General features: G+C 36.0%; 19 protein-coding genes. 8 read left to right on the top strand and 11 right to left on the bottom strand.

Annotated features, from left to right (window positions below; genetic code table 11):
* Positions 1-76 precede the first annotated feature (76 nt).
* The 6 genes from lpxD (at position 77) to hemN (ending at position 6338) form a co-directional block, all read left to right on the top strand.
* Positions 77-1075, top strand: coding sequence for a UDP-3-O-(3-hydroxymyristoyl)glucosamine N-acyltransferase (gene lpxD / locus JO950_RS04190; RefSeq protein ID WP_202701421.1), 999 nt, complete (start codon positions 77-79; stop codon positions 1073-1075).
* Positions 1076-1481: 406 nt separating this feature from the next.
* Entirely contained in the window at positions 1482-3110 is a 1629-nt protein-coding gene (locus JO950_RS04185; protein WP_202701419.1) for an acyl-CoA carboxylase subunit beta, read from the top strand.
* A 123-nt stretch (positions 3111-3233) separates the two neighbouring features.
* On the top strand, positions 3234-3656 hold the full coding sequence (locus JO950_RS04180) for a DoxX family protein (RefSeq protein ID WP_017498342.1): 423 nt from the start codon (positions 3234-3236) through the stop codon (positions 3654-3656).
* 121 nt (positions 3657-3777) lie between these two features.
* Entirely contained in the window at positions 3778-4125 is a 348-nt protein-coding gene (locus JO950_RS04175; protein WP_202701417.1) for a hypothetical protein, read from the top strand.
* A gap of 111 nt (positions 4126-4236) precedes the next feature.
* Complete coding sequence (locus JO950_RS04170) at positions 4237-4707, top strand: hypothetical protein (RefSeq protein WP_202701415.1); 471 nt, start codon at positions 4237-4239, stop codon at positions 4705-4707.
* A 266-nt stretch (positions 4708-4973) separates the two neighbouring features.
* Positions 4974-6338 (top strand): oxygen-independent coproporphyrinogen III oxidase, encoded by a 1365-nt coding sequence (gene hemN, locus JO950_RS04165; RefSeq protein WP_202701412.1) that lies wholly within the window; start codon positions 4974-4976, stop codon positions 6336-6338.
* A gap of 812 nt (positions 6339-7150) precedes the next feature.
* On the opposite strand, the gene JO950_RS04160 is transcribed toward hemN, so the two are convergent.
* The 8 genes from JO950_RS04160 to JO950_RS04125 form a co-directional block, all read right to left on the bottom strand.
* On the bottom strand, positions 7151-7852 hold the full coding sequence (locus JO950_RS04160) for a sulfite exporter TauE/SafE family protein (protein ID WP_202701410.1): 702 nt from the start codon (positions 7850-7852) through the stop codon (positions 7151-7153).
* 111 nt (positions 7853-7963) lie between these two features.
* Positions 7964-8413, bottom strand: a complete 450-nt coding sequence (locus tag JO950_RS04155; protein WP_070906714.1) for a FixH family protein — start codon at positions 8411-8413, stop codon at positions 7964-7966.
* Between the two features lie 11 nt (positions 8414-8424).
* Positions 8425-9843 carry a cytochrome c oxidase accessory protein CcoG gene (gene ccoG, locus JO950_RS04150; RefSeq protein WP_202701408.1) on the bottom strand — a complete coding sequence of 473 codons (1419 nt, stop codon included), beginning with the start codon at positions 9841-9843 and terminating at the stop codon, positions 8425-8427.
* Positions 9844-9847: 4 nt separating this feature from the next.
* Positions 9848-10789, bottom strand: coding sequence for a cbb3-type cytochrome c oxidase N-terminal domain-containing protein (locus tag JO950_RS04145; protein ID WP_202701406.1), 942 nt, complete (start codon positions 10787-10789; stop codon positions 9848-9850).
* A 2-nt stretch (positions 10790-10791) separates the two neighbouring features.
* Positions 10792-10986, bottom strand: coding sequence for a CcoQ/FixQ family Cbb3-type cytochrome c oxidase assembly chaperone (locus JO950_RS04140; RefSeq protein WP_202701404.1), 195 nt, complete (start codon positions 10984-10986; stop codon positions 10792-10794).
* Positions 10987-10993: 7 nt separating this feature from the next.
* Positions 10994-13180 (bottom strand): cytochrome-c oxidase, cbb3-type subunit I, encoded by a 2187-nt coding sequence (ccoN, locus tag JO950_RS04135; RefSeq protein ID WP_202701401.1) that lies wholly within the window; start codon positions 13178-13180, stop codon positions 10994-10996.
* Between the two features lie 2 nt (positions 13181-13182).
* Positions 13183-13374, bottom strand: coding sequence for a cbb3-type cytochrome oxidase assembly protein CcoS (gene ccoS, locus JO950_RS04130; protein WP_202701399.1), 192 nt, complete (start codon positions 13372-13374; stop codon positions 13183-13185).
* A gap of 110 nt (positions 13375-13484) precedes the next feature.
* Positions 13485-15878 (bottom strand): heavy metal translocating P-type ATPase metal-binding domain-containing protein, encoded by a 2394-nt coding sequence (locus JO950_RS04125; RefSeq protein ID WP_202701397.1) that lies wholly within the window; start codon positions 15876-15878, stop codon positions 13485-13487.
* Between the two features lie 203 nt (positions 15879-16081).
* On the opposite strand from JO950_RS04125, the gene JO950_RS04120 reads away from it, so the two are divergent.
* A complete protein-coding gene (locus JO950_RS04120; protein WP_017498329.1) occupies positions 16082-16762 on the top strand; it encodes a Crp/Fnr family transcriptional regulator in 681 nt (226 codons plus the stop codon).
* Here JO950_RS04120 and mazG read toward each other — a convergent pair whose 3' ends face one another.
* From mazG to def, 3 genes are all read right to left on the bottom strand, one after another.
* On the bottom strand, positions 16763-17533 hold the full coding sequence (gene mazG, locus JO950_RS04115; RefSeq protein WP_202701395.1) for a nucleoside triphosphate pyrophosphohydrolase: 771 nt from the start codon (positions 17531-17533) through the stop codon (positions 16763-16765).
* A gap of 206 nt (positions 17534-17739) precedes the next feature.
* The gene (locus tag JO950_RS04110; protein WP_202701393.1) at positions 17740-18225 is read right to left on the bottom strand and encodes a DUF5606 domain-containing protein; all 486 of its coding nucleotides are present in this window, start codon (positions 18223-18225) and stop codon (positions 17740-17742) included.
* A gap of 70 nt (positions 18226-18295) precedes the next feature.
* Positions 18296-18886: a peptide deformylase gene (gene def, locus JO950_RS04105; RefSeq protein WP_017498326.1), complete on the bottom strand. Its 591-nt coding sequence runs from the start codon at positions 18884-18886 to the stop codon at positions 18296-18298.
* 202 nt (positions 18887-19088) lie between these two features.
* Here def and JO950_RS04100 point away from each other — a divergent pair, with 202 nt between their 5' ends.
* Positions 19089-21311: an FUSC family membrane protein gene (locus tag JO950_RS04100; protein ID WP_202701391.1), complete on the top strand. Its 2223-nt coding sequence runs from the start codon at positions 19089-19091 to the stop codon at positions 21309-21311.
* Positions 21312-21345 lie beyond the last annotated feature (34 nt).

Here is a 21345-nt window from a genome sequence, read left to right as displayed (position 1 = left end):
ATATAATATTAGGTAATTAAAATCTAATTGATTTTATTTGGGAAAAATTAACCCTATAATCTATTACATTCATTAAATGAAATCCTATTCCATTCAAGAAATTAACGCAGTAATCAATGGCGTAATTTACGGCACTACTTCACAAAGCATTACAGCCACAGAGCAACTAGAAAAAGCGACAACTTCAGAAATTTCATTTATAGGAAACAAAAAATATGAAAAATACTGGTCAACTTCAAATGCATCTATTGCAGTAGTTAACGAAGATATTTCAATAGAGCCAGGGGAAAATCGTGCCTTTATCAAAGTAAAAAATGCCGATCTGGCCATGTCACAAATTCTAGCCCTTTTTGCCCCTCCTGCCCCAATATTCCATACTAATATTCACAAAACTGCTACTGTAGATGAAACCGCCATTATTGGAGAAGGTGCCAAAATTGGTGCCGGTTGCTACATTGGACCAAAAGTAGAGATTGGCTCCAACAGCACTATTTATCCAAACGTAACTATTCTTGACGAATCAACCGTTGGTAATAATACTGTTATTTGGTCCGGAACAGTTGTAAGGGAACGTTGTCATATTGGAAACGATTGTATCATTCATCCTAATGCAACAATTGGCGCTGATGGTTTTGGATTTCGTCCATGCAGCGAGAAAGGATTAGTGAAAATTCCGCAAATTGGAAACGTAATTATTGGAAACGGCGTTGAGATTGGTGCGAATACTTGTGTAGACCGCGGAAAATTCAGCTCTACTATTCTTGGTGATGGCTGCAAAATTGACAATTTAGTACAAATAGGACACAACAGTAAACTAGGTAAGTTTTGCATCATGGCAGGAAACAGCGGCTTAGCCGGTTCTGTAACTTTAGGAAATGGTGTTATCATTGGCGGAAGCGCTTCCATCAAAGACCATACAACAATTGGTGATGGTGCTGTAGTTGGAGCAGGCTCAGGAGTGATCTGTGATGTTGCTGCTGGAAAAACCATGTTAGGTTATCCTGCTGTAGAAGCCAGAGATGCCTTAAAACAATGGGCTCTTCTGAAACGAATGGTTTGCGATACTAAAAAATAATCTGGTAATTATAACCTTTGGAATAATTAAATTTAACACATAGAAACATCTTTTTAGTAGTCCAAAAAAGATGTTTCACTTAGTTAAAAAGCAAAAAGTTTTTCTATGTGAAAGAAATATATTTCTTTTTTGTACTCTTTCTTTATACCCAAAAAACTATGTTTCTATGTGTTTAAAATCATTTTTCACAATTACAACCAACGAGTTAAAATCAATATCAAAAAGACCGGAAGTTCGCTTCCGGTTTTTTTATGTCCGAAACAGGCACCTTACTTCTTCTAAAAGATACTGAAAATTTAACTAGCAGAACCTTCATTTAATTTCATAACAGCACAATATTTATTATGTGGGTTTCAATTGATTTTGTAAATTAGCCAACACTATTTTGTTAAAACATTAAAATATTATGGATTTAAACTTCAATAAAAACGAAGATCACAATAAATTACTAATTTCTGAACTAAAACAAAAATTTACTAAAGTAAAATTAGGAGGAGGCGAAAAACGTATTGAAAAACTACATGCTGAAGGCAAAATGACCGCACGCGAACGTATTGACTACTTGTTAGACGAAAATTCTAAAAGTATTGAAATCGGAGCTTTTGTTGGCGAAGGAATGTATGCCGAACACGGCGGCTGTCCGTCTGGAGGTGTTGTCATTAAAGTAGGATACATCAGAGGAAAACAATGCATAGTGGTAGCCAATGATGCTACCGTAAAAGCCGGTGCCTGGTTTCCGATTACCGGAAAGAAAAACCTGCGTGCACAAGAAATTGCCATGGAAAATCGATTACCCATCATCTATTTAGTAGACAGTGCTGGTGTTTATCTTCCCTTACAAGATGAAATTTTCCCTGATAAAGAACACTTCGGAAGAATCTTTAGAAACAATGCACAAATGAGCAGTATGGGAATCACCCAAATTGCCGCCGTAATGGGCAGCTGCGTTGCCGGAGGTGCTTACCTACCTATTATGAGCGACGAGGCTTTAATCGTAGACAAAACCGGAAGTATTTTCCTTGCAGGAAGCTATTTGGTTAAAGCAGCCATTGGAGAAACCATCGACAATGAAACTTTAGGAGGAGCTACAACACATTGTGAAATCTCAGGTGTTACCGATTACAAAGCCAAAGATGACAAAGATGCTTTAGAAAAAATAAAAAACATCGTAGACAAAATCGGTGATTTTGATAAGGCTGGCTATAGCCGTATCAAAGCTGAAAAACCAGCTCTGGAGCCAAAAGATATTTATGGAATCCTGCCAAAGGCGAGAAATGAGCAATATGATATGATGGAAATCATCAATCGACTGGTTGATAATTCAGAATTTGAAGCTTACAAAGAAGGTTACGGTCAATCTCTAATCACAGGATATGCCAGAATTGACGGCTGGGCAGTTGGAATTGTAGCCAATCAAAGAAAAGTGGTGAAAACTAAAAAAGGAGAAATGCAATTTGGAGGAGTTATTTACTCCGATAGTGCTGATAAAGCGACCCGTTTTATTGCCAATTGCAATCAGAAGAAAATACCTTTAGTCTTTTTACAGGACGTTACCGGTTTTATGGTCGGATCAAAGTCAGAACATGGCGGAATTATAAAAGACGGTGCTAAAATGGTAAATGCGGTAAGCAACTCGGTTGTGCCAAAATTTACGGTTATCGTTGGAAACTCTTACGGTGCCGGAAACTACGCAATGTGTGGAAAAGCTTATGATCCAAGATTAATTTTTGCCTGGCCAAGTGCTGAACTTGCTGTTATGGGTGGAACTCAGGCTGCGAAAGTACTTGCTCAAATCGAAGCTTCTTCTCTAAAAGCAAAAGGAGAAATCGTAGACGAAGAAAAAGAAACGGAACTGTTTAACAAAATAAAAGCGCGTTATGATGCACAAACCTCTCCCTACTACGCTGCTTCAAGATTGTGGACAGATGCTATTATTGATCCTCTTGACACCCGTACCTGGATTTCTATGGGAATTGAAGCTGCCAACCATGCTCCTATTCAAAAACCTTTTAATTTGGGAGTGATTCAGGTTTAAGTTTAAAGACATTCCCGTAAATGCGTTAAATAAAAAGTAAAAAACTTATTTTCAGTTACTTAAAAATAAATATATCATTAAAAATCAGTAACTTTAGTAAGTAATTTTTAATCACGTAATATCATGGAAAATGTAAAAAGCTTAAATAAATGGGCCAATTCGCACACTTATTTACCTGTAGATTTAGTACGTATTGTATTGGGTGTTTTTTTATTTATGAAAGGAGTTTCATTTGTAACGAATGTTCAGTATCTGCATGATTTAATTTCTCCTATTGATAAATTTGGTGGCGGAATGTTTCTGTTACATTACATCGCACCAGCCCACATGATTGGAGGTATCATGATTGTTTTTGGGCTCCTTACCCGTTGGGCAATAGCTGCTCAATTACCCATCCTTTTTGGGGCCGTGCTGATTAATTTTATGGGACACATGCATTCTGAAAGCTTGATTCTTGCCATTGTGGTTTTATTGGTTTGTGTGTTCTTTTTATTCTATGGAAGCGGAAAACACTCAGCTGACTATTATTTCAAAATGCAACAATAACTTTGTTTTATCCTCAACTGTACCAATTAAAAGTTGAGGATAAAATAATTAGCCCCTTTTCAAACGTTAATTAATGCTGTAAAATTTCCTTAATTGTCTTTTAAGCGTTAAATTCGCGACCATGAATTGGATTCGTAAGACTGTTGCTTTTATATCACTTTTGATCATCACTTTTTTTGCCACTCAGGCAAACGAGTCTGTTGTTGACAAAAGTGAAAGTAAAAAAACAGACACTACTTTTTCAATCGACTATACCGACTCTTTGGCTTTTATTCAGCCACAAACAGGTTATCATTTGATAGGGAATATCAAAACCAATCCTTCCGGTTTAATCAAATGGTTTGACTCTTTATTGGTCGCTGTTCCTCAGCATCAGACCGTAAATACTGCCTCAAACTTTGCCAATCAGTTTAACACTCAGAGCAAAAAGGTTCTTTTAATGCTCTACCCCTTCCATTTTTTCTGGTAGATTACTTTATGAATTTTTAGTCGAAAAGATCTTTCTTTTCCCCATTATTAAGCCGTTTTCAATCTGAAAACTGTTTACTATTTCATATCAATTTATCAAATTTTAAAACAAATGGAAACAAGTGTAACCATAATTGGTATTGTGATCGCCATCATAGTAGCCATTCCTATTTATTTTTCAGCACGTTCAAACGCTGCCAACAAATCTAAAATCCTAAACATAAAAAAGAGATTCAATCCAACACATCCGGAAGACTTTGATCTGACCGAATCTCAAAGCAATAAAACACTGACAATTGATCAAAAGAATAAAAAATTCATTCTGATGAATTTCAATCCCAATCAGGAAGAATCTACTTATGTTGATTTGAAAAATGTCTCTTCCTGCAAATTGGCACTAACGACTGACGGGAACTCGGATATCATACTAAAAATCGATTTTGAATTTCTGGACAAAGAAACTTCTAAAAAAAATATAATTGCTTTCTATGATTTCAACGATGACCGTATTAAACAAATAAGCGCTTATCAGGATCATGTATTTGCAAAAAAATGGCTTAAAATCATTCAGGATTCTATTTAAATGTTAGTTATTTAATTCAGTAAAAGAGGCTCAAAATGGGCTACCGTGTGAACACAAATTCCACTAATTTGCACAAATTTGAATAGGTTAACCTTTTTTGTGAAATTAATTTCACAAACAAATTGGAGACAATTCGTGCAATTCCTGTTACTTTCTATACTTATGTCCACATCGTAGCTCAAAATGAGTCTCTTTTTTTTATATGATATTTGTCATTTTATTTTCGGCAGCAGTGCTCTAATTTTGAGGATCCAAAATCCTCTTTTATGAAAATTTCATTAACACAAAAATACAACGTTCCCGGCCCAAGATATACCAGTTATCCTACGGTTCCTTATTGGAATGAAAATAATTTTAACGAGCAAAATTGGATTGCATCATTCCAGAGGGCTTTTGCAGAGAGCAATTCTCAAAACGGAATCAGTTTGTACATTCACCTGCCTTTCTGTGAAAGTTTATGTACCTTTTGTGGATGTAACAAACGAATTACTAAAAATCATAATGTTGAAGAAACTTATATAAAAGCTCTTTTGAAAGAATGGAGTTTATATTGTAATTTACTTCCGGAAAAGCCAATTATAAAAGAGATCCATTTAGGTGGCGGAACTCCAACTTTCTTCTCTGTAAACAATCTGGAACAGCTTATCAATGGTATTTTTAAAAATGCCCGGAAAGCTGAAAACTACGAGTTTAGTTTTGAAGGCCATCCGAACAATACCACTTACGAACAGCTTAAAAAGTTGTATCATTTAGGTTTTCGAAGAGTAAGTTTTGGTGTTCAGGATTATGCGGAAAAGGTTCAAAAAGCAATTCATAGGATTCAGCCTTTTCATAATGTGGCAAAAGTTACCTTTTGGGCCAAAGAAATAGGATATACTTCAATCGGTCATGATATTATATTTGGCCTGCCTTTTCAAACGGTAGAAAATGTTATTGATACTGTTGAAAAAACGAACTCCTTAAAACCGGATCGTCTGGCATTTTACAGTTATGCCCATGTGCCCTGGATCAAAGGCAATGGCCAACGTGGATTTAATGACGAAAACATTCCGAAAGATGCCGAGAAAAGAAAACTATATGAAGTTGGTAAACAATTACTGACACAAAACGGTTATCATGAAATTGGAATGGATCATTTTGCCTTCGCCTCCGACAGTCTATACAAAGCGGCGCAAAATAAAAAACTACACCGAAATTTTATGGGTTACAGCGCCTCAAAAACACAGCTTATGATAGGCTTAGGGGTTTCCTCTATTAGCGATAGCTGGTATAGTTTTGCTCAAAATACCAAAACTCTGGAAGAATACTACCAATTGTTGGAATCAGACCAACTACCAGTGGTGAAAGGCCACATTCTTGATGATGAAGATCTAATCATCCGAAAACATATTTTAAACTTAACCTGTGAATTTGAAACTTCCTGGAGTGATGAATCTTTATATTTCAAAGAAATTCCAGCGGTTTTATCCGATTTAAAAGAAATGGAAAACGATCAGTTAGTTGTAATTGAAGAAAATAAAATTAAGATTACCGAAGCAGGAAAACCTTTTGTACGTAACATTTGTATGGCCTTCGATCTGCATTTAAAAAGAAAATCTCCGGAAACAAACCTGTTTTCTATGACGGTTTAAATTGCTCTGGAAGAGCATTAACAAAAGCAACAAGCAGATCATTCGTAATGCTCCGGATAATTGTTTATGTCATCGAAAGGATAAAAATTAAAGCGTAACAAAAAACTTTTATACCGTTTTCATGAAATCCTCTAAGAAATTGTATTGCTTTTATCCGAATCAACATGATCCCTGGAGGCTCTTGCCCTTTCAGGGCAATTCTACCTCTATAATCTAACTCATAGTACTTCGCACTATGCTGTTGCTTTTTTTGGGCTTTCAGCCCTTTTCTTCCTAACTTTTCGGATCAGCTGAAAATCTGCGAACGGATAAAATTTATTGTGATTATAAAGGTTTGGTCATTAATTTCAAATGAAATATCATTTTAGAAGATCATATCTTATTCAGAGCCTTCTTTTCCTTACATAAATGTTCGAAACGCTGACAAAGGGCTGAAAGCCCAAAAAGTACAACCATAGTGCAAAGCACTATGAACTAAATTAAGCATGAGTATTGCCCTGAAAGGGCGAAAGCAATTTTCGTCCCTTACAGATCCCAATAAAAAAAGTTTATATTCTTGAAGAATCTCACACAAAATATACCGGATGCTTTTCTTAGCGATCAAGCCTTTGTCCTTTCAGAGCATAACCTATAATTACCATCATCATTGATAACGCTACAAACAAGACTATTACCAGAGCTCTTTCATCGCAAATCCAACCAGATCTCTTCTATTCAGATTATGTAATCTTTTTGCTTAATTCTTAACTTTTGCAACTGATCCCTGATTTACTTCAATGCTACACCATTTTTCGCATGATCTCGATCCCCTTTTAATGACAATTAGGAGTTGACTGAACAAACAAACTCATATTGGATGGAGAAATGTAAGGAATTCCGAGACCTAATCCCCTCAGGATAAATAATACTCCGATAATAACAGCAACATAGGGAATTGCTTTCTGAATCTTATTTCGGAATGGAAGTTTAATTAATGAATTAACATACACCACAACTGTCATTAACGGTATTGTTCCCACACCAAACAAAAGCATGTACAGCACTCCTAAACCGGCGCTTTGCATGGCTATAGCTCCAAATAAGGCTACATAAACCATTCCGCAAGGCAAAAAGCCATTCAACAGTCCGATTGTAAAGAGAGATTTGTAGCTTCTGTCTTTAAATTGATTCCCTAAGCTTGATTTTACCCGGGAGATAATTTTATAGACCGGTTTGGAAAAGTTGTATTTAGAAAAGACCTTTTCAGGAATTAGAACAATGGCTATCATCGCCAAGCCAATAAAAATGGACATATTTTGCTGAAGCCCGGCCAAAAAGAACCCTCTTCCTAATAAACCAAAAATAAGTCCAATGGTTGCGTATGCTGTCAATCGACCTAAATGATAGGTAATAATCTGAGTCACCTTTTTAGCTTCATTTTGTCGATCGACAGGCAACATCATAGCAATTGGACCGCACATTCCGATACAGTGTAAACTGCTGATTAATCCAAATATAAAAGCGGAATACAACATCTTTTTAGTTTTTTGATACAGCTTGCTTTACTATTGCTAAGCAAAAATGCTGTGCGAATAAAGACAAAATCAACTGAAAAGCAATCTTTTCAGTTGATCGGTCTTAAAATATTAATTTACATAGATTACCTCTTTAGACAGGTATTTTTTTCCTCCGTACTGCCATTCCATATTGACGTCCCAACGTCCTTTCACGAGTTTGTTTTTCGGAATTAACAATGCTGAGTTTGTTAAAGCAATTTGGGTATTAAAATCAAATTTCTTATTTGACGGACGGTATAACAATATGTTACCTTTTACTTTATCGTTTTCAAAAACGGCAGGAAAAACAATTTCAACTCCATCTTTGTGATAGGCAATTGAAGGTTTTTGCTGTAAATCCTGAGCGTTTTGAATACGTGCCATTTCTTCCTGAAAATGCGAATCATGCTTATAGTATTCTTCGACAACCAAATCATTGTCGTATTTACTATTCGATTGTACTTCAAAAACAAAATATAAAATAAAACTCATAAACAATGCAAATGCAATGACAATTCCGGTACCCCAATTTATTTTCATAATTGTATTTTTTAATTAAAACTTCGCGGACCTAAAAAGTTAGTCGTAGTGGTTTCCAGCAGCTCTTTGCCATTATAAACCCCTATTTTAACTTTCGTTTTATCGCTCTCCAGAAGTACTTCGTCTATTTCTATGAACAATGTTCCTTGCGAAATGCCTTCTTTACCTACTTTAAAATGCGTTTTTCCCACATTTTTAATTTCACCTTTTTGATCAATTAGCTCAAAATGGATATCCTTATAATCTTTCATCGTCTTATTGACAATTTTATAGGTATACACATTACTAATTTTATCTCCTTTGTGCTGAAAAAGCTGTCCTGGTAAACGTAGAATAATAGCCTGAACATCGGTTCTTAAAAACAACATTCCAACAAACACACTTAACAGAATAAACAAAACGGCTGTATATCCTTTCATTCTTGTGGTGAACTTAAAAGGCGCTTTTTTCTCGATCTCGTCTTCAGACGCGTAACGAATAAGTCCTTTAGGTAAACCAACATTTTCCATGATGGAGTCACATTCATCAATACAGGCTGTACAGTTGGTACATTCCAGCTGTGTTCCGTTTCTAATGTCGATACCCATCGGGCAAACGTGTACGCATTGATGACAATCGATACAATCTCCTTTTCCGGTTAAGGCTCTGTCTTCTTTTTTACTGAATTTAGCTCGGCCTTCCTCCTTCTCTCCACGTACAAAATCATACGCCACATTGATTGACTTATTGTCCAGCAGTACTCCCTGCAAACGCCCATAAGGACAGGCAATGATACAGACCTGCTCGCGGAACCAGACAAATACAAAATAGAAGACTCCTGTAAAGATAAGCAATGCGATAAAATTACTGGCTTGCTGAATTGGTCCTTGCTCTACCATCAGGAAAAGTTCGTCACTTCCCACCAGATAGGCTAAAAACACATTGGCAATTCCGAAAGAAATCAGGAAAAAGAGAGTCCATTTAGTGGTTCTTTTTCGGATTTTCTCCGCATTCCATTCCTGTTTTGCGAGTCGCATTTGTGCACCGCGGTCTCCGTCGATCCAATATTCGATTCGCCTGAAGACCATCTCAAGAAAAATAGTCTGTGGACAAATCCATCCGCAAAAAATCCTTCCAAAAACGACCGTAAACAAGATGATGAATACAACACCCACCAACATTGAGATCACGAAGAGATAAAAATCCTGTGGCCAGAATGGAAATCCGAATATATTGAAACGTCGTTCGATAATGTTGAACATCATAAACTGGTTTCCATTTACTTTTATAAACGGATTCGCGATTAAAATGGCCAACAAAACATAACTGACAATCTTTCGGTATTCGTAGAATTTACCAGACGGTTTTTTAGGAAAAATAAACTTTCTCTTACCGCCTTCATCAATGGTTCCAATGGTATCTCTAAAAGCTTCGTCTGGTAAATTTGACATGGTATTATTTTTTAACTTCTGTACTATCTTTTGTTTTATCTGCTGTGTCGCCTTTTTTAGGGGCGCTTTGGTCTACCCAAACTTCTCCTTCCGGTTCTTTTGGATCTTTTGGATTACTGCCTTGTAAAGACAAAATGTAACTTGCTACTTTTTGAATTTCCTTTGGCTTCATCCCATTGGTTTTCCAGGAAACCATTCCTTTTCCGTCACGTCCTCCATTGGTAATCGTATGGAAAATTTCTTTAATCCCGCCTCCTAGAATCCAGTGATCATCCGTTAGATTTGGTCCAATTTGACCACCACCGTCTGCTCTGTGACAGGCTGCACAATTGGTCATGAAGATCTCCTTACCGGCTGCTAAACTTGCATCATCTGTTAGTAAGACAACCGTTTTTTCATCCATCAAATCAGGAGCCGTTTTAAGATATTCCTCGACATCTATTTTGGCCTGAGCCATTTCTTTTCTCAGCTCAGTTTCCTGATCGTCTCCTCCAAAAACATCGTAACGAGCTACATAGATTACACCAAATATGATACAGATGTAGAATAGGTATACCCACCAAGGCGGTAAATTATTATCTAACTCTTTGATACCGTCATAATCATGATCCATCAACAAATCGCCTTCTTTTTCAATGGGTTCTGTTTGAGTTAGTTTATGCATCAACTCTTTGTACCAGGTACTTTCGGTCAGACTTAAACTCTTTTCATGATCAGCTTTTGCTTTTTCTTCCGGCGACATTAATTGGTACATTACCCTATTAACAGCACTCAACGTTATTTCGATTGCAATCAGAATAAACAGAAAAACAAAGAGAAAAATGGAAACCATTGGATACTTAATAAAAGCCGGCCTGTCACCTGAATCTATAAAATATTCCATGAGCGCAAAGACAATGAAAAAAATCAATGGCACTCTTACATATACTGGGAAAAATCTTTTCATTTTTATTTATCTTTTGAAATTATAATAAGCCCTTCATCCAAAGGTATCGCACTCATCTCCTCTATTTTTTCTTTCTTATAGGAGAACACCCAAAAACCCAGGCCTACAAAGAAGAAAAAGAAAATCAACAGAGAAAGTATCGGGTAAATTTCAATACCCGCGATGTTCTCCATATTGTGTTTTATTTGTTCAAACATGATGCTGTTATTTAGAAGGTTGTTTTACTTTGATGTCCGTTCCAAGTCTTTGTATGTAAGCAATTAGAGCGACAATTTCTCTCTCGTTCATCGGAACGAATTTTTCGCCTTTTGCAATTGCTTTTTTCTTACTGTCCTCGTAACTTTTTACATAATCAGGATCGTTTTCCAGACTTTTCTCAATCGCCATCGCCTGTGTTCTTAAAGTTTGAGGAGCATTTTTAATTTCTTCCTCGGTATAAGGAACCCCCAGTGACACCATTGCCTTCATTTTCTTCTGAGTCAGAGAAACATCCATTGCTTCATTATCAAACAACCATTTGTAACCCGGCATGATTGATCCTGCTGAAGTACTTTGTGGATTCCACATATGGTTAAAATGCCAGTTGTCATTATATTTTCCACCTACTCTCAACAAATCGGGACCTGTACGTTTTGAACCCCATAAAAAGGGATGATCGTATACAAACTCTCCAGCTTTTGATTGTGGTCCGTAACGCTCTACTTCGCTTCTGAACGGACGAACAGATTGTGAATGACATCCCACGCAACCTTCTCTTATGTACAAGTCACGTCCTTCAAGTTCTAAAGGGGAGTAAGGTTTCACGCTAGAGATCGTCGGAATATTAGATTTCACCATAATAGTTGGTACAATCTGAATGACACCTCCAATTAAAATAGCAATCGTAGCTAAAATGGTTAACTGAATTGGTTTTCTCTCCAACCAGGTATGAAATTTCTCCCCATTAAGTCTTCCACTGCTGATTCTTTGTAATGCCGGAGCCTGAGCTAATTCGTCTTCGATTGTATTACCCGCTTTTACGGTCATAATAATATTGTAAACCAATGTCAGCATTCCAATCAGATACAAACTACCTCCAATGGCCCTCATCCAATACATTGGCATAATAGCCGTAACGGTTTCAAGGAAGTTACCATAAACTAAAGTTCCATCAGGGTTAAATTGTTTCCACATCGAAGCTTGTTGAAAACCTGCTACATACAATGGAATTGTGTAAATAATGATTCCTAAAGTTCCAATCCAGAAATGGAAATTGGCTAATTTTTTAGAAAACAAATCCGATTTGGTCATTCTCGGAATCAACCAATAAATAATACCAAACGACATGAAACCGTTCCAGGCTAAAGCTCCTACGTGTACGTGTGCAACGATCCAGTCTGTATAGTGCGCAATAGCATTTACATTTTTTAAAGAAAGCATTGGTCCTTCAAAAGTGGCCATTCCGTATCCGGTAATGGCTACTACAAAGAATTTCAAAACTGGTTCTTCGCGCACTTTGTCCCACGCTCCTCTCAAGGTTAAAAGTCCGTTGATCATACCTCCCCAAGATGGAGCAATAAGCATTACTGAAAAAGCAACTCCTAAATTTTGCGCCCAGTTTGGCAAAGCTGAATACAATAAGTGGTGCGGACCTGCCCAGATATAAATAAAAATCAGCGACCAGAAATGGATAATTGATAATCTATAAGAATATACCGGACGATTGGCTACTTTTGGAACAAAGTAATACATGAGTCCTAAAAACGGCGTTGTAAGGAAAAATGCAACTGCATTGTGGCCATACCACCACTGAACTAGAGCATCCTGAACCCCTGCGTAAACAGAGTAGCTTTTTAAAGCTGAAACCGGAATCTCAATGTTATTGAAAATATGCAACACTGCTACTGTAACAAATGTCGCCAGATAAAACCAAATGGCTACATATAAATGACGTTCTCTACGACGCAGCATGGTACCAATCATATTTATCCCCATTACCACCCAAATAAGGGCAATCGCAATATCTATTGGCCATTCTAATTCAGCATATTCTTTTGAAGAAGTATACCCTAAAGGCAAGGTGATTGCTGCGGCGACAATGATAAGCTGCCAGCCCCAAAAATGCAGATTACTTAAAAAGTCGCTGAACATTCTGGCTTTTAGCAAACGCTGCAGCGAATAATACATCCCTGCAAAAAAGGCATTCCCAACGAAGGCAAAAATTACCGCATTGGTGTGCAAAGGCCGTAGTCGCCCATAACTAAGCCAGGAGATCCCATCAGTTATGTTGGGAAAAAGGTACATCACCGCAAGGGTAAGCCCTACTAACATCCCCACTACTCCAAACAGGATAGTGGCGTAAATGAATTTTTTAACAATTTTGTTGTCGTAATAAAACTGTTCCATTTCCATAATTATACTTGTTTTTCTTTTATTGGTAAATTGTTCTTTGGGCTGGTAATTTTGGTCTCATCATCAAAAAGCATTCTGACTGAGGGTGTATAATCGTCATCGTATTGTCCTGATTTAACAGCTACAATAAAAGCAACAAAGAATCCAATTGCTACGAAAATACTTACTGAAATTAATAGATAAATAACACTCATACCTTACGTTTTATACTAACAAAATTACTCGCTTATTGCCTGGCAAAATATGATAATTATCATAAGTGATGTTCTTATGTTAAAAATATAAAAAAAAGTTTTAGAATTATTTATAATGATTTTAAACTACTACCACTGAAGTAGTTAGACATAATCGTAACAAAACTTACAATCGTAATTGTGCTTAAAGGCATAATAATAGCCGCAACCAATGGCAACAAATTTCCTGTAATTGCGAAAGAGAGTCCGACAATATTATACAGCAGTGACAAGACAAAACTCATTTTAATAATTGTAATCGATTTGTGTGATAATTTTAAAAAATAATTTAGTCTCGAAAACTCACTTGCATCCAGTATAGCATCGCAGGCAGGAGAGAAAACATTGACATTTTCAGAGATCGAAATTCCAACATTACTTTGTGCCAAAGCACCTGCATCGTTTAAACCGTCTCCAACCATCATCACATTACAACCTTCGTCTTGCAATTTTTTGATAAATTCTAACTTTTGCTCCGGCTTCTGATTAAAAATCAATTCTGTGTTTTTGGGCAAAATGGCTTCCAAAGTAGCGCGTTCTCCATCATTATCACCTGAAAGCACCTTTATTTGATACTCATGACTCAATGTTGAAAAAAGTTTTTCCAAACCATCCCTATATTTATTCTGGAATGTAAATTTTCCATAATAAGTACCATCGATTCTAATATGAAGACCTGTTTTTTCGATTTCAGACAGTTCCGTTACAGGGCTATCAACAAAGGCTGCGGATCCAATTTTGATTGTAGCATTCTCTGTAGAAGCCTGAATTCCTTTTCCGGTAATTTCCTGAAAATCATTAATTTTTATTCTATCTGAATCCGGCAGGAAATCATACAACATTCGGCTCAAAGGGTGATTAGAAGCACGAAGCACATTTTTAATAAGTATATAATTTTCTTCAGAGAGAGAGTTTCCCTCATACACAATATTCGATTTCTTGTTAGTGGTGATCGTTCCGGTTTTGTCAAAAACAATCGTATCCACTTTTGCCAGCTGCTCAATTACTAACGCATTTTTGAGATACATTTTTTGCTTGCCCATGATTCGCAGTATATTACCAAACGTAAAAGGTGCAGTAAGTGCCAATGCACATGGACAGGCAACAATCAGAACCGCAGTAAAGACATTAAAAGCGGTATTGGCATCAATAAAAATCCAATAACCAAAGCCTGCAAAAGCAACTAATAATAACAATGGTGTAAAATACCTACTAATCGCATCGGTTATTGTTTTGTGCTTTTGAAGCACTTTTTTCTGGAAGATTTCATTACTCCATAATTGTGTCAGATAACTTTGTGACACCGAATGCAACACTTCCATTTCGATCACTTTCCCAATATGTTTCCCTCCGGCAAAAACTTTATCTCCCGATTTCTTAGTGATTGGAACCGCTTCTCCTGTCACAAAACTATAATCGATTTCTGCCTTTTCACTAATCAGAATTCCATCAACAGGAATAAGCTCCTGATTTCGAATGAGCAATCTGTTTCCTTTTAAAACATCGTAAACAGGAATACTTTCTTCTGAAGTATCTGAATTAATTCTGGTCACAGCAATTGGAAAATAGGATTTGAAGTCTCTTTCGAAACTTAAAAAACTATAGGTTTTAATCTGAAACATCTTTCCTAACAACATGAAAAAAACCAGTCCTGTCAAGCTATCAAAGAAACCTGATCCATAATTCATGACGATATCAAAAGTACTTCGAACAAACATTACAATAATTCCCAATGCAATTGGAATATCGATATTCAGCATTCCCGATTTGATACTCTTGTAAGCAGAAACATAGTAACCACTTGCCGAGTACAAAAAGCTGGGCAAAGCCAAAATAAAAATCAGGATTCTAAAAAAAGGTTTGTAATTGTCCAGCCAGAATTCTTTTATTTCAAAATATTCCGGAAATGATAGTAACATGATGTTTCCGAAGCAAAAAAAGGCAACACCTAATTTATACGTTAAGCTTCTGTCGACATTATTTTTACCCGTTTCATAATTTTCCAGACTAATATAAGGTTCATAGCCTATAGAACTAAGCATATAAACGATAGTTTTCAAAGAAACGGTATCTGAATTAAAAGTAATCCGAACCCTTTTCTCCGGGAAATTCACCTGAGAAAGACTTATGCCAGGTTGAATTTTGTTTAAATTCTCTAAAATCCAAATGCAGGAACTGCAATGAATATAAGGAATGTTTAAAGAAACAATAGCGGTATTTCCTTCCTGAAATTCTAATACTTTCGAAAGAATAGCCTCATTGTCTAAAAAGTCATATTTACCTGTGATATCCTGTGGAGTAGCGCCGGGTGCATTTTCAAAATCATAATAACCGGTTAAATCATGAAGACTAAAAATTTCGTAAACCGTTTTACAACCGGCGCAGCAAAACTTCTTTTCATCAAAATTGATTACTTCATTTTTAGGAATCGTAAGTCCGCAATGAAAACAACTTTGTTCACTCATAATTTGTTTTTTTTTGATACCACAAATATTCAAAATAAGAGGTGACTTTAAATATGACATTTATCATACTACAAAGAAATCCGTTTCTAATTTAATGAAATAAATCCTTCAAATAGCGTTGTCAGATTTTTTATGTTTTTTTTCAGCCCGAACACTAGCTGCGAAAGCGAATATTGGTTAATTTTGCAATAAATATTTTTGCTATGAATAAATGTGACCAATGTATCGTAAGACAGCTTTCTTCTCTAAAAGCACTCAATAAAGACGAAGTTGTGAAACTGGCGAATAGCAAAACAACTTACACGATAAAAAAAGGGGATGCTCTTTTTGAAGAAGGTGAAGTTACGAATGGAGTTTATTGTGTAAAAGACGGTGTTGGAAAACTCTCTAAATTAAGTGCCAACGGAAAAGATCAAATTGTAAAACTGGTAAAATCAGGAGAACTTTTAGGTCAGCGTTCTATGATCAGCAATGAACCTGCTAACTTAACAGCCAAAGCCGTTGCTGATATGGAAGTATGTTTTATTCCGAAAGCCGAAATTCTTCACTTTTTCAATAACAACAATCAGTTCTCTATGAATTTAATGCAGTCGGTTTGTGAGGATTTAAAAGAATCTGAAAACGATAAAATTGCATTGGTACAAAAAACGGTGAAACAGCGTTTAGCCGAAACTTTACTGCAGTTGCATGACGATTTTGGTGAGAATGCGGACAATACCCTGAAAGTTCAGCTTACAAGAGAAGAACTGGCGGGTATCATAGGTACGGCCACAGAAAGCTGTATCCGATTGTTATCCGATTTTAACAAACTAAATTTAATTGAATTAGTAGGTAAAAAAATCAAACTTCAGGACATCAAAGCCTTAAAAAAGCTGGCAGAATAATTACTGCTTTTTAGCTTCGTTCCAAAAAACATCCATTTCAGCCAACGTCATATCCATCAAAGGTTTTCCCATCTCTGCTGCTTTGCTTTCCAGATACTGAAAACGACTGATAAATTTTTTATTGGTACGCTCCAAAGCATCTTCGGGATTTACATTTAAAAAACGGGCGTAATTGATCATAGAGAATAAAACATCTCCAAATTCGGCCTCTATTTTGTCCTGATCACCTGCTTTTACTTCAACTTGCAATTCTTCCAGTTCTTCCTGTACTTTGTCCCAAACCTGATGCGGTTCTTCCCAGTCAAAACCAACTCCTTTTACTTTATCCTGAATTCGACTGGCTTTTACTAATGCCGGCAAACTTCTCGGAACTCCTTCTAAAACTGATTTTTTACCTTCTTTCAGCTTTAACTTTTCCCAGTTTTGTTTTACTTCTTCTTCGTCTTTGACTTTGGTATCACTGTAGATATGAGGATGACGATGAATGAGTTTATCACAGATTTCGTTACACACATCTGCCATGTCAAAATCGTTGGTTTCAGAGCCTATTTTCGCATAAAAAACAATATGCAACAGCAAATCACCCAGTTCTTTTTTTACTTCATTTAAATCATTGTCTAAAATAGCGTCACCCAGCTCATAGGTTTCTTCAATGGTAAGATGCCTAAGTGTTTGCAAAGTTTGTTTTTTATCCCACGGGCATTGCTCACGAAGTTCATCCATAATAATTAATAATCTTTCGAAGGCCTTAAGTTGAAGTTCTTTGCTCATTTTTGAAATTTTATCCGGGTTGTAACGATTGGTGTAAAAGTAAAAAATCCTGTCAAGAAAACATCTCAACAGGATTAATATATTTTGAAGTATTTAGGTTCTGAAGTTCTAAGATGCTGAGCCTAACCATTTTTTTAATAATCTAAAACGAACTTAGTCACTTAGAAACTTAGTGCCTTAGAACCTTAAAAGAATGCTGTGAACTACTATTCTTCTTTTTTAGCTTTTGCTTTTTTAGCAGCAGGAGCTTTTTTTGGTTTTTCTTCAGCAACCGGAGCTTCTTCTTCAGCTTCAACAGGAGCCGGAGCTAAATCTGTTACCAAACCTTTAGACTGAAGAGTGTTGTACCAGTTTAATACTTTTTTAATATCTGAAGGATAAACTCTTTCTTCGTCATATTCAGGTAAAATTTCTTTAAAATAAGCCAATAATGTAGCATTGTCTTCTTTGTGCGAAATAGCCTGCCCTTTATTTTCTTTAGTTGCAATGCGTTGCATTACTTCTGTTAATGGTTTTTCGCCTTCGTAAGTATAAATTGAAATCTCTGATAATAAACTTACATTACTTTTTAAGTTTACTGTGATTTTTTTTCCATCTGCTAATGATTCTGCCACAAAACCTGTACGAGTTTGCACTTTCAATACATATAAACCTGGTTTCCCAGAAATGGCTAAAATTTTCTCTAAATTCATGTTTATTAAAATTAGTATTAAGAATTTGATTTATTATATTTCTTTGATTCTAAATTCATACTTTAGAATACTATCTTCCTTTTTTTGCAGCAAAAAATTTCATTCTGTATTCCTGAAATGTTTTGCCTTCTGTAATGTTTTTTAATTTTTTCTGGATCAGACGTTTCTTTAGAGAAGAGATTTTATCTGTAAACAAAACTCCTTCAATATGATCGTATTCGTGCTGAATTACTCTGGCTACCAACCCGTCAAAAACTTCGGTTTTCATTACGAAATCTTCCTCACAATATTCAATTGTAACGGTAGGCTTTCTGTAAACATCTTCGCGAACGTCCGGAATACTCAAACAACCTTCATTAAAACTCCACTCCTCACCTTCTTCTTTCAAAATCTTAGCATTGATAAAAGTTTTTTTGAAACCTTTTAAATCTTCCTGCTCACTTGAAGAAAGATCCTCATCATCACTAAAAGGAGTTGTATCAATAACAAACAAACGAATAGGCACTCCTACCTGAGGCGCAGCAAGTCCAACCCCTAAAGCGTTGTACATGGTTTCATACATGTTAGCTATTGTTTCTTTTAGGTTTGGATAATCTGGCGTAATTGCCTCACCCACTTTTCTTAAAACAGGATCACCATATCCTACAATTGGTAAAATCATTTGTAATATTTTAATGTATTATCTACTGAAAAAACACTGAATTTAATTCTCTTAATTCAGCTGGCAAAAATAGTAAAAAATAGTCAATGAATAATTCGAAAGGGCTATTATGTGTCATTTTTTGCAATCTCGCCAAAAACTCATCCATAATTATGCCAAATTAATTCGTACAATTCTTACCTTTGTTTGTAAACCTCCATATATGTTTGATCGTATCTCGAAATTTACCAACAGTACTTCTTTTTTAAATGCCTCAAAAGTAACTATTGCTTCGGTTGTTCCTGTCTTAATTTTGAACTTTCTCGGACACTTCGAAATCGGTTTTACTATCGCTTTGGGGGCTTTTTATACGTATCCCAGTGATATTCCGAGTTCTTTAAGCCATAAGATAAAAGGACTTATAGTGGCTTCCTTTATCGTTTCTGGAGTAAACTTGCTGGTAAATCTTGCTTATCCGTACCCCTTTTTGTTTTATCCTTTTTTAGGCTTTTTACTGTTTTTATGTTCAATGATTTCAGTATATGGTCAGCGTGCTACTCTGGTTTCGTTTTCTGCTTTGTTGTCGATTTCCTTATCGTTTGGTCATTTGCATGAAGGCTGGGAGGCTTTTGAGTATTCGGGTTTTATTTTTATCGGTGGAATTTTATATCTGATTGTATCACTTGTTTTCCACTTTGTACAGCCGTACAAATATGTTGAACTTCAAATTGCTGAAGGCATAAAACTAACAGCCAAATATTTAAAACTCAGAGGGGATTTGTGGAGTCCCGAAGCCAACCGAACAGCCATCATCGAAAAACAATTAAGCGTTCAGGTAGAACTCAACCTGATTCATGAGGATTTGAGAAAAATGCTTATTGGCAATCAAAATACTTCGGGAGCTACCAGTCAAAATCGAAAAATGTTACTGGTTTTTATTACTTTGGTCGAAATTCAGGAACTGGCTTTATACACCTCATTCGACCATAACAAGATTCACGAAAAATTTTCCGCGCATCCGGATGTGCTGCGAACCTATCAGAATGTAGCTTATAAATTAGCTTCTACCTTAAAAAAGTTATCTAAAAACGTACACAATATCAGTGTATATGTAGATAAGAATGATTTAAAGAATGAGCTGGATGCATTGGAGTTTGCCATTTTTGACTATGAAAAAACTTTAGGCAAAGAAGAAGCTGCCGAAGGCGTACTGATGTTGACCAATATGCTGAAGTACGCTAAAAATCAGGTGGGAAAAATCAAAACCATCCAGCGTGCTTTTTCACTTGCGATGCAATCTTATAAATTAAAGGATAAGGATAAAGAACTGGAGAAGTTCCTAACGCCTCAATATTATCCATTACGCACTTTGATTGAGAATTTATCCTACTCTTCTTCTATTTTCAGGCATTCCATACGATTGACTACGACTATTTTAATTGGTTTTGTGATTGGAAAATTTCTTCCGTTTCAAAACGTGTATTGGATTTTACTGACCATTGTGGTGATCATGCGCCCGGGTTACGGCTTAACGAAAGAGCGCTCCTATAATCGAATTTTCGGTACTATTTTAGGAGGATTGTTAGCATTCGGAATCGTTTCTTTGGTCCAAAATCACGTTGTATTGAGTATATTCTCTATTGTTTGCATGCTTCTTGGTATTTCGTTTACGCAAATTAATTACAAAATAAGCGCAACATTTGTTACGATGTACGTGGTTTTTATTTATGGAATTTTAGCTCCAAATGTGGTCGAGGTAATTCAATTTAGAATTCTCGATTCGCTTGCGGGAGCCATTTTAGCATTTTTAGCCAATCAGTTTTTATGGCCGGCCTGGGAATTTATCAATACTCCAATACATATTGAAAATTCGATTCGGGCCAATCGAAATTACCTAAAGGAGATTGCCGATTTCTACAATAAAAAAGGCGAAGTTCCTACTTCATACCGATTATCCAGAAAAAACGCTTTTGTTGAGGTTGGTAACCTCATGACTTCCTTCCAGCGAATGATGCAGGAGCCTAAATCGAAGCAAAAAACACTTCCATTGGTTAATAAACTGGTGGTATTAAATCATTCTATATTATCAGCGTTGGCCTCGTTATCAACTTACATACAGTCGCATCAGACTACTTCTGCTTCGGAATCTTTTAATTACATCATTAAAACAATTCTTTCCAATCTGGATCACGCCATTGCTGTTTTAAGAAATGAAAAGATCATAAATGATACTTATTTTGATAAGGAAGACGTGACCTTACAATTTGAAGAACTCAAACGTGTTAATTTTAAACGTTTGGCCGCAGATGATGATTTGGACAAGGAAACCCGACAAGCCAAAATGCAGGAAGCTCAAATGGTAATCGAGCAATTGATCTGGATGAGCAATCTGGCTGAGAAGATTCTAAAAATAACAAAGGAATTTAAAGCAACAAATCCAGATTAATTCATCTGGATTTGTTATTTATTCTAGGATCTGA

It is taken from the genome of Flavobacterium sp. UGB4466, assembly GCF_903469665.1.
GTDB lineage: Bacteria > Bacteroidota > Bacteroidia > Flavobacteriales > Flavobacteriaceae > Flavobacterium > Flavobacterium lipolyticum.
Note: the sequence above shows the minus strand (reverse complement) of the source record. Positions and strands in the feature narration are given on the sequence as shown.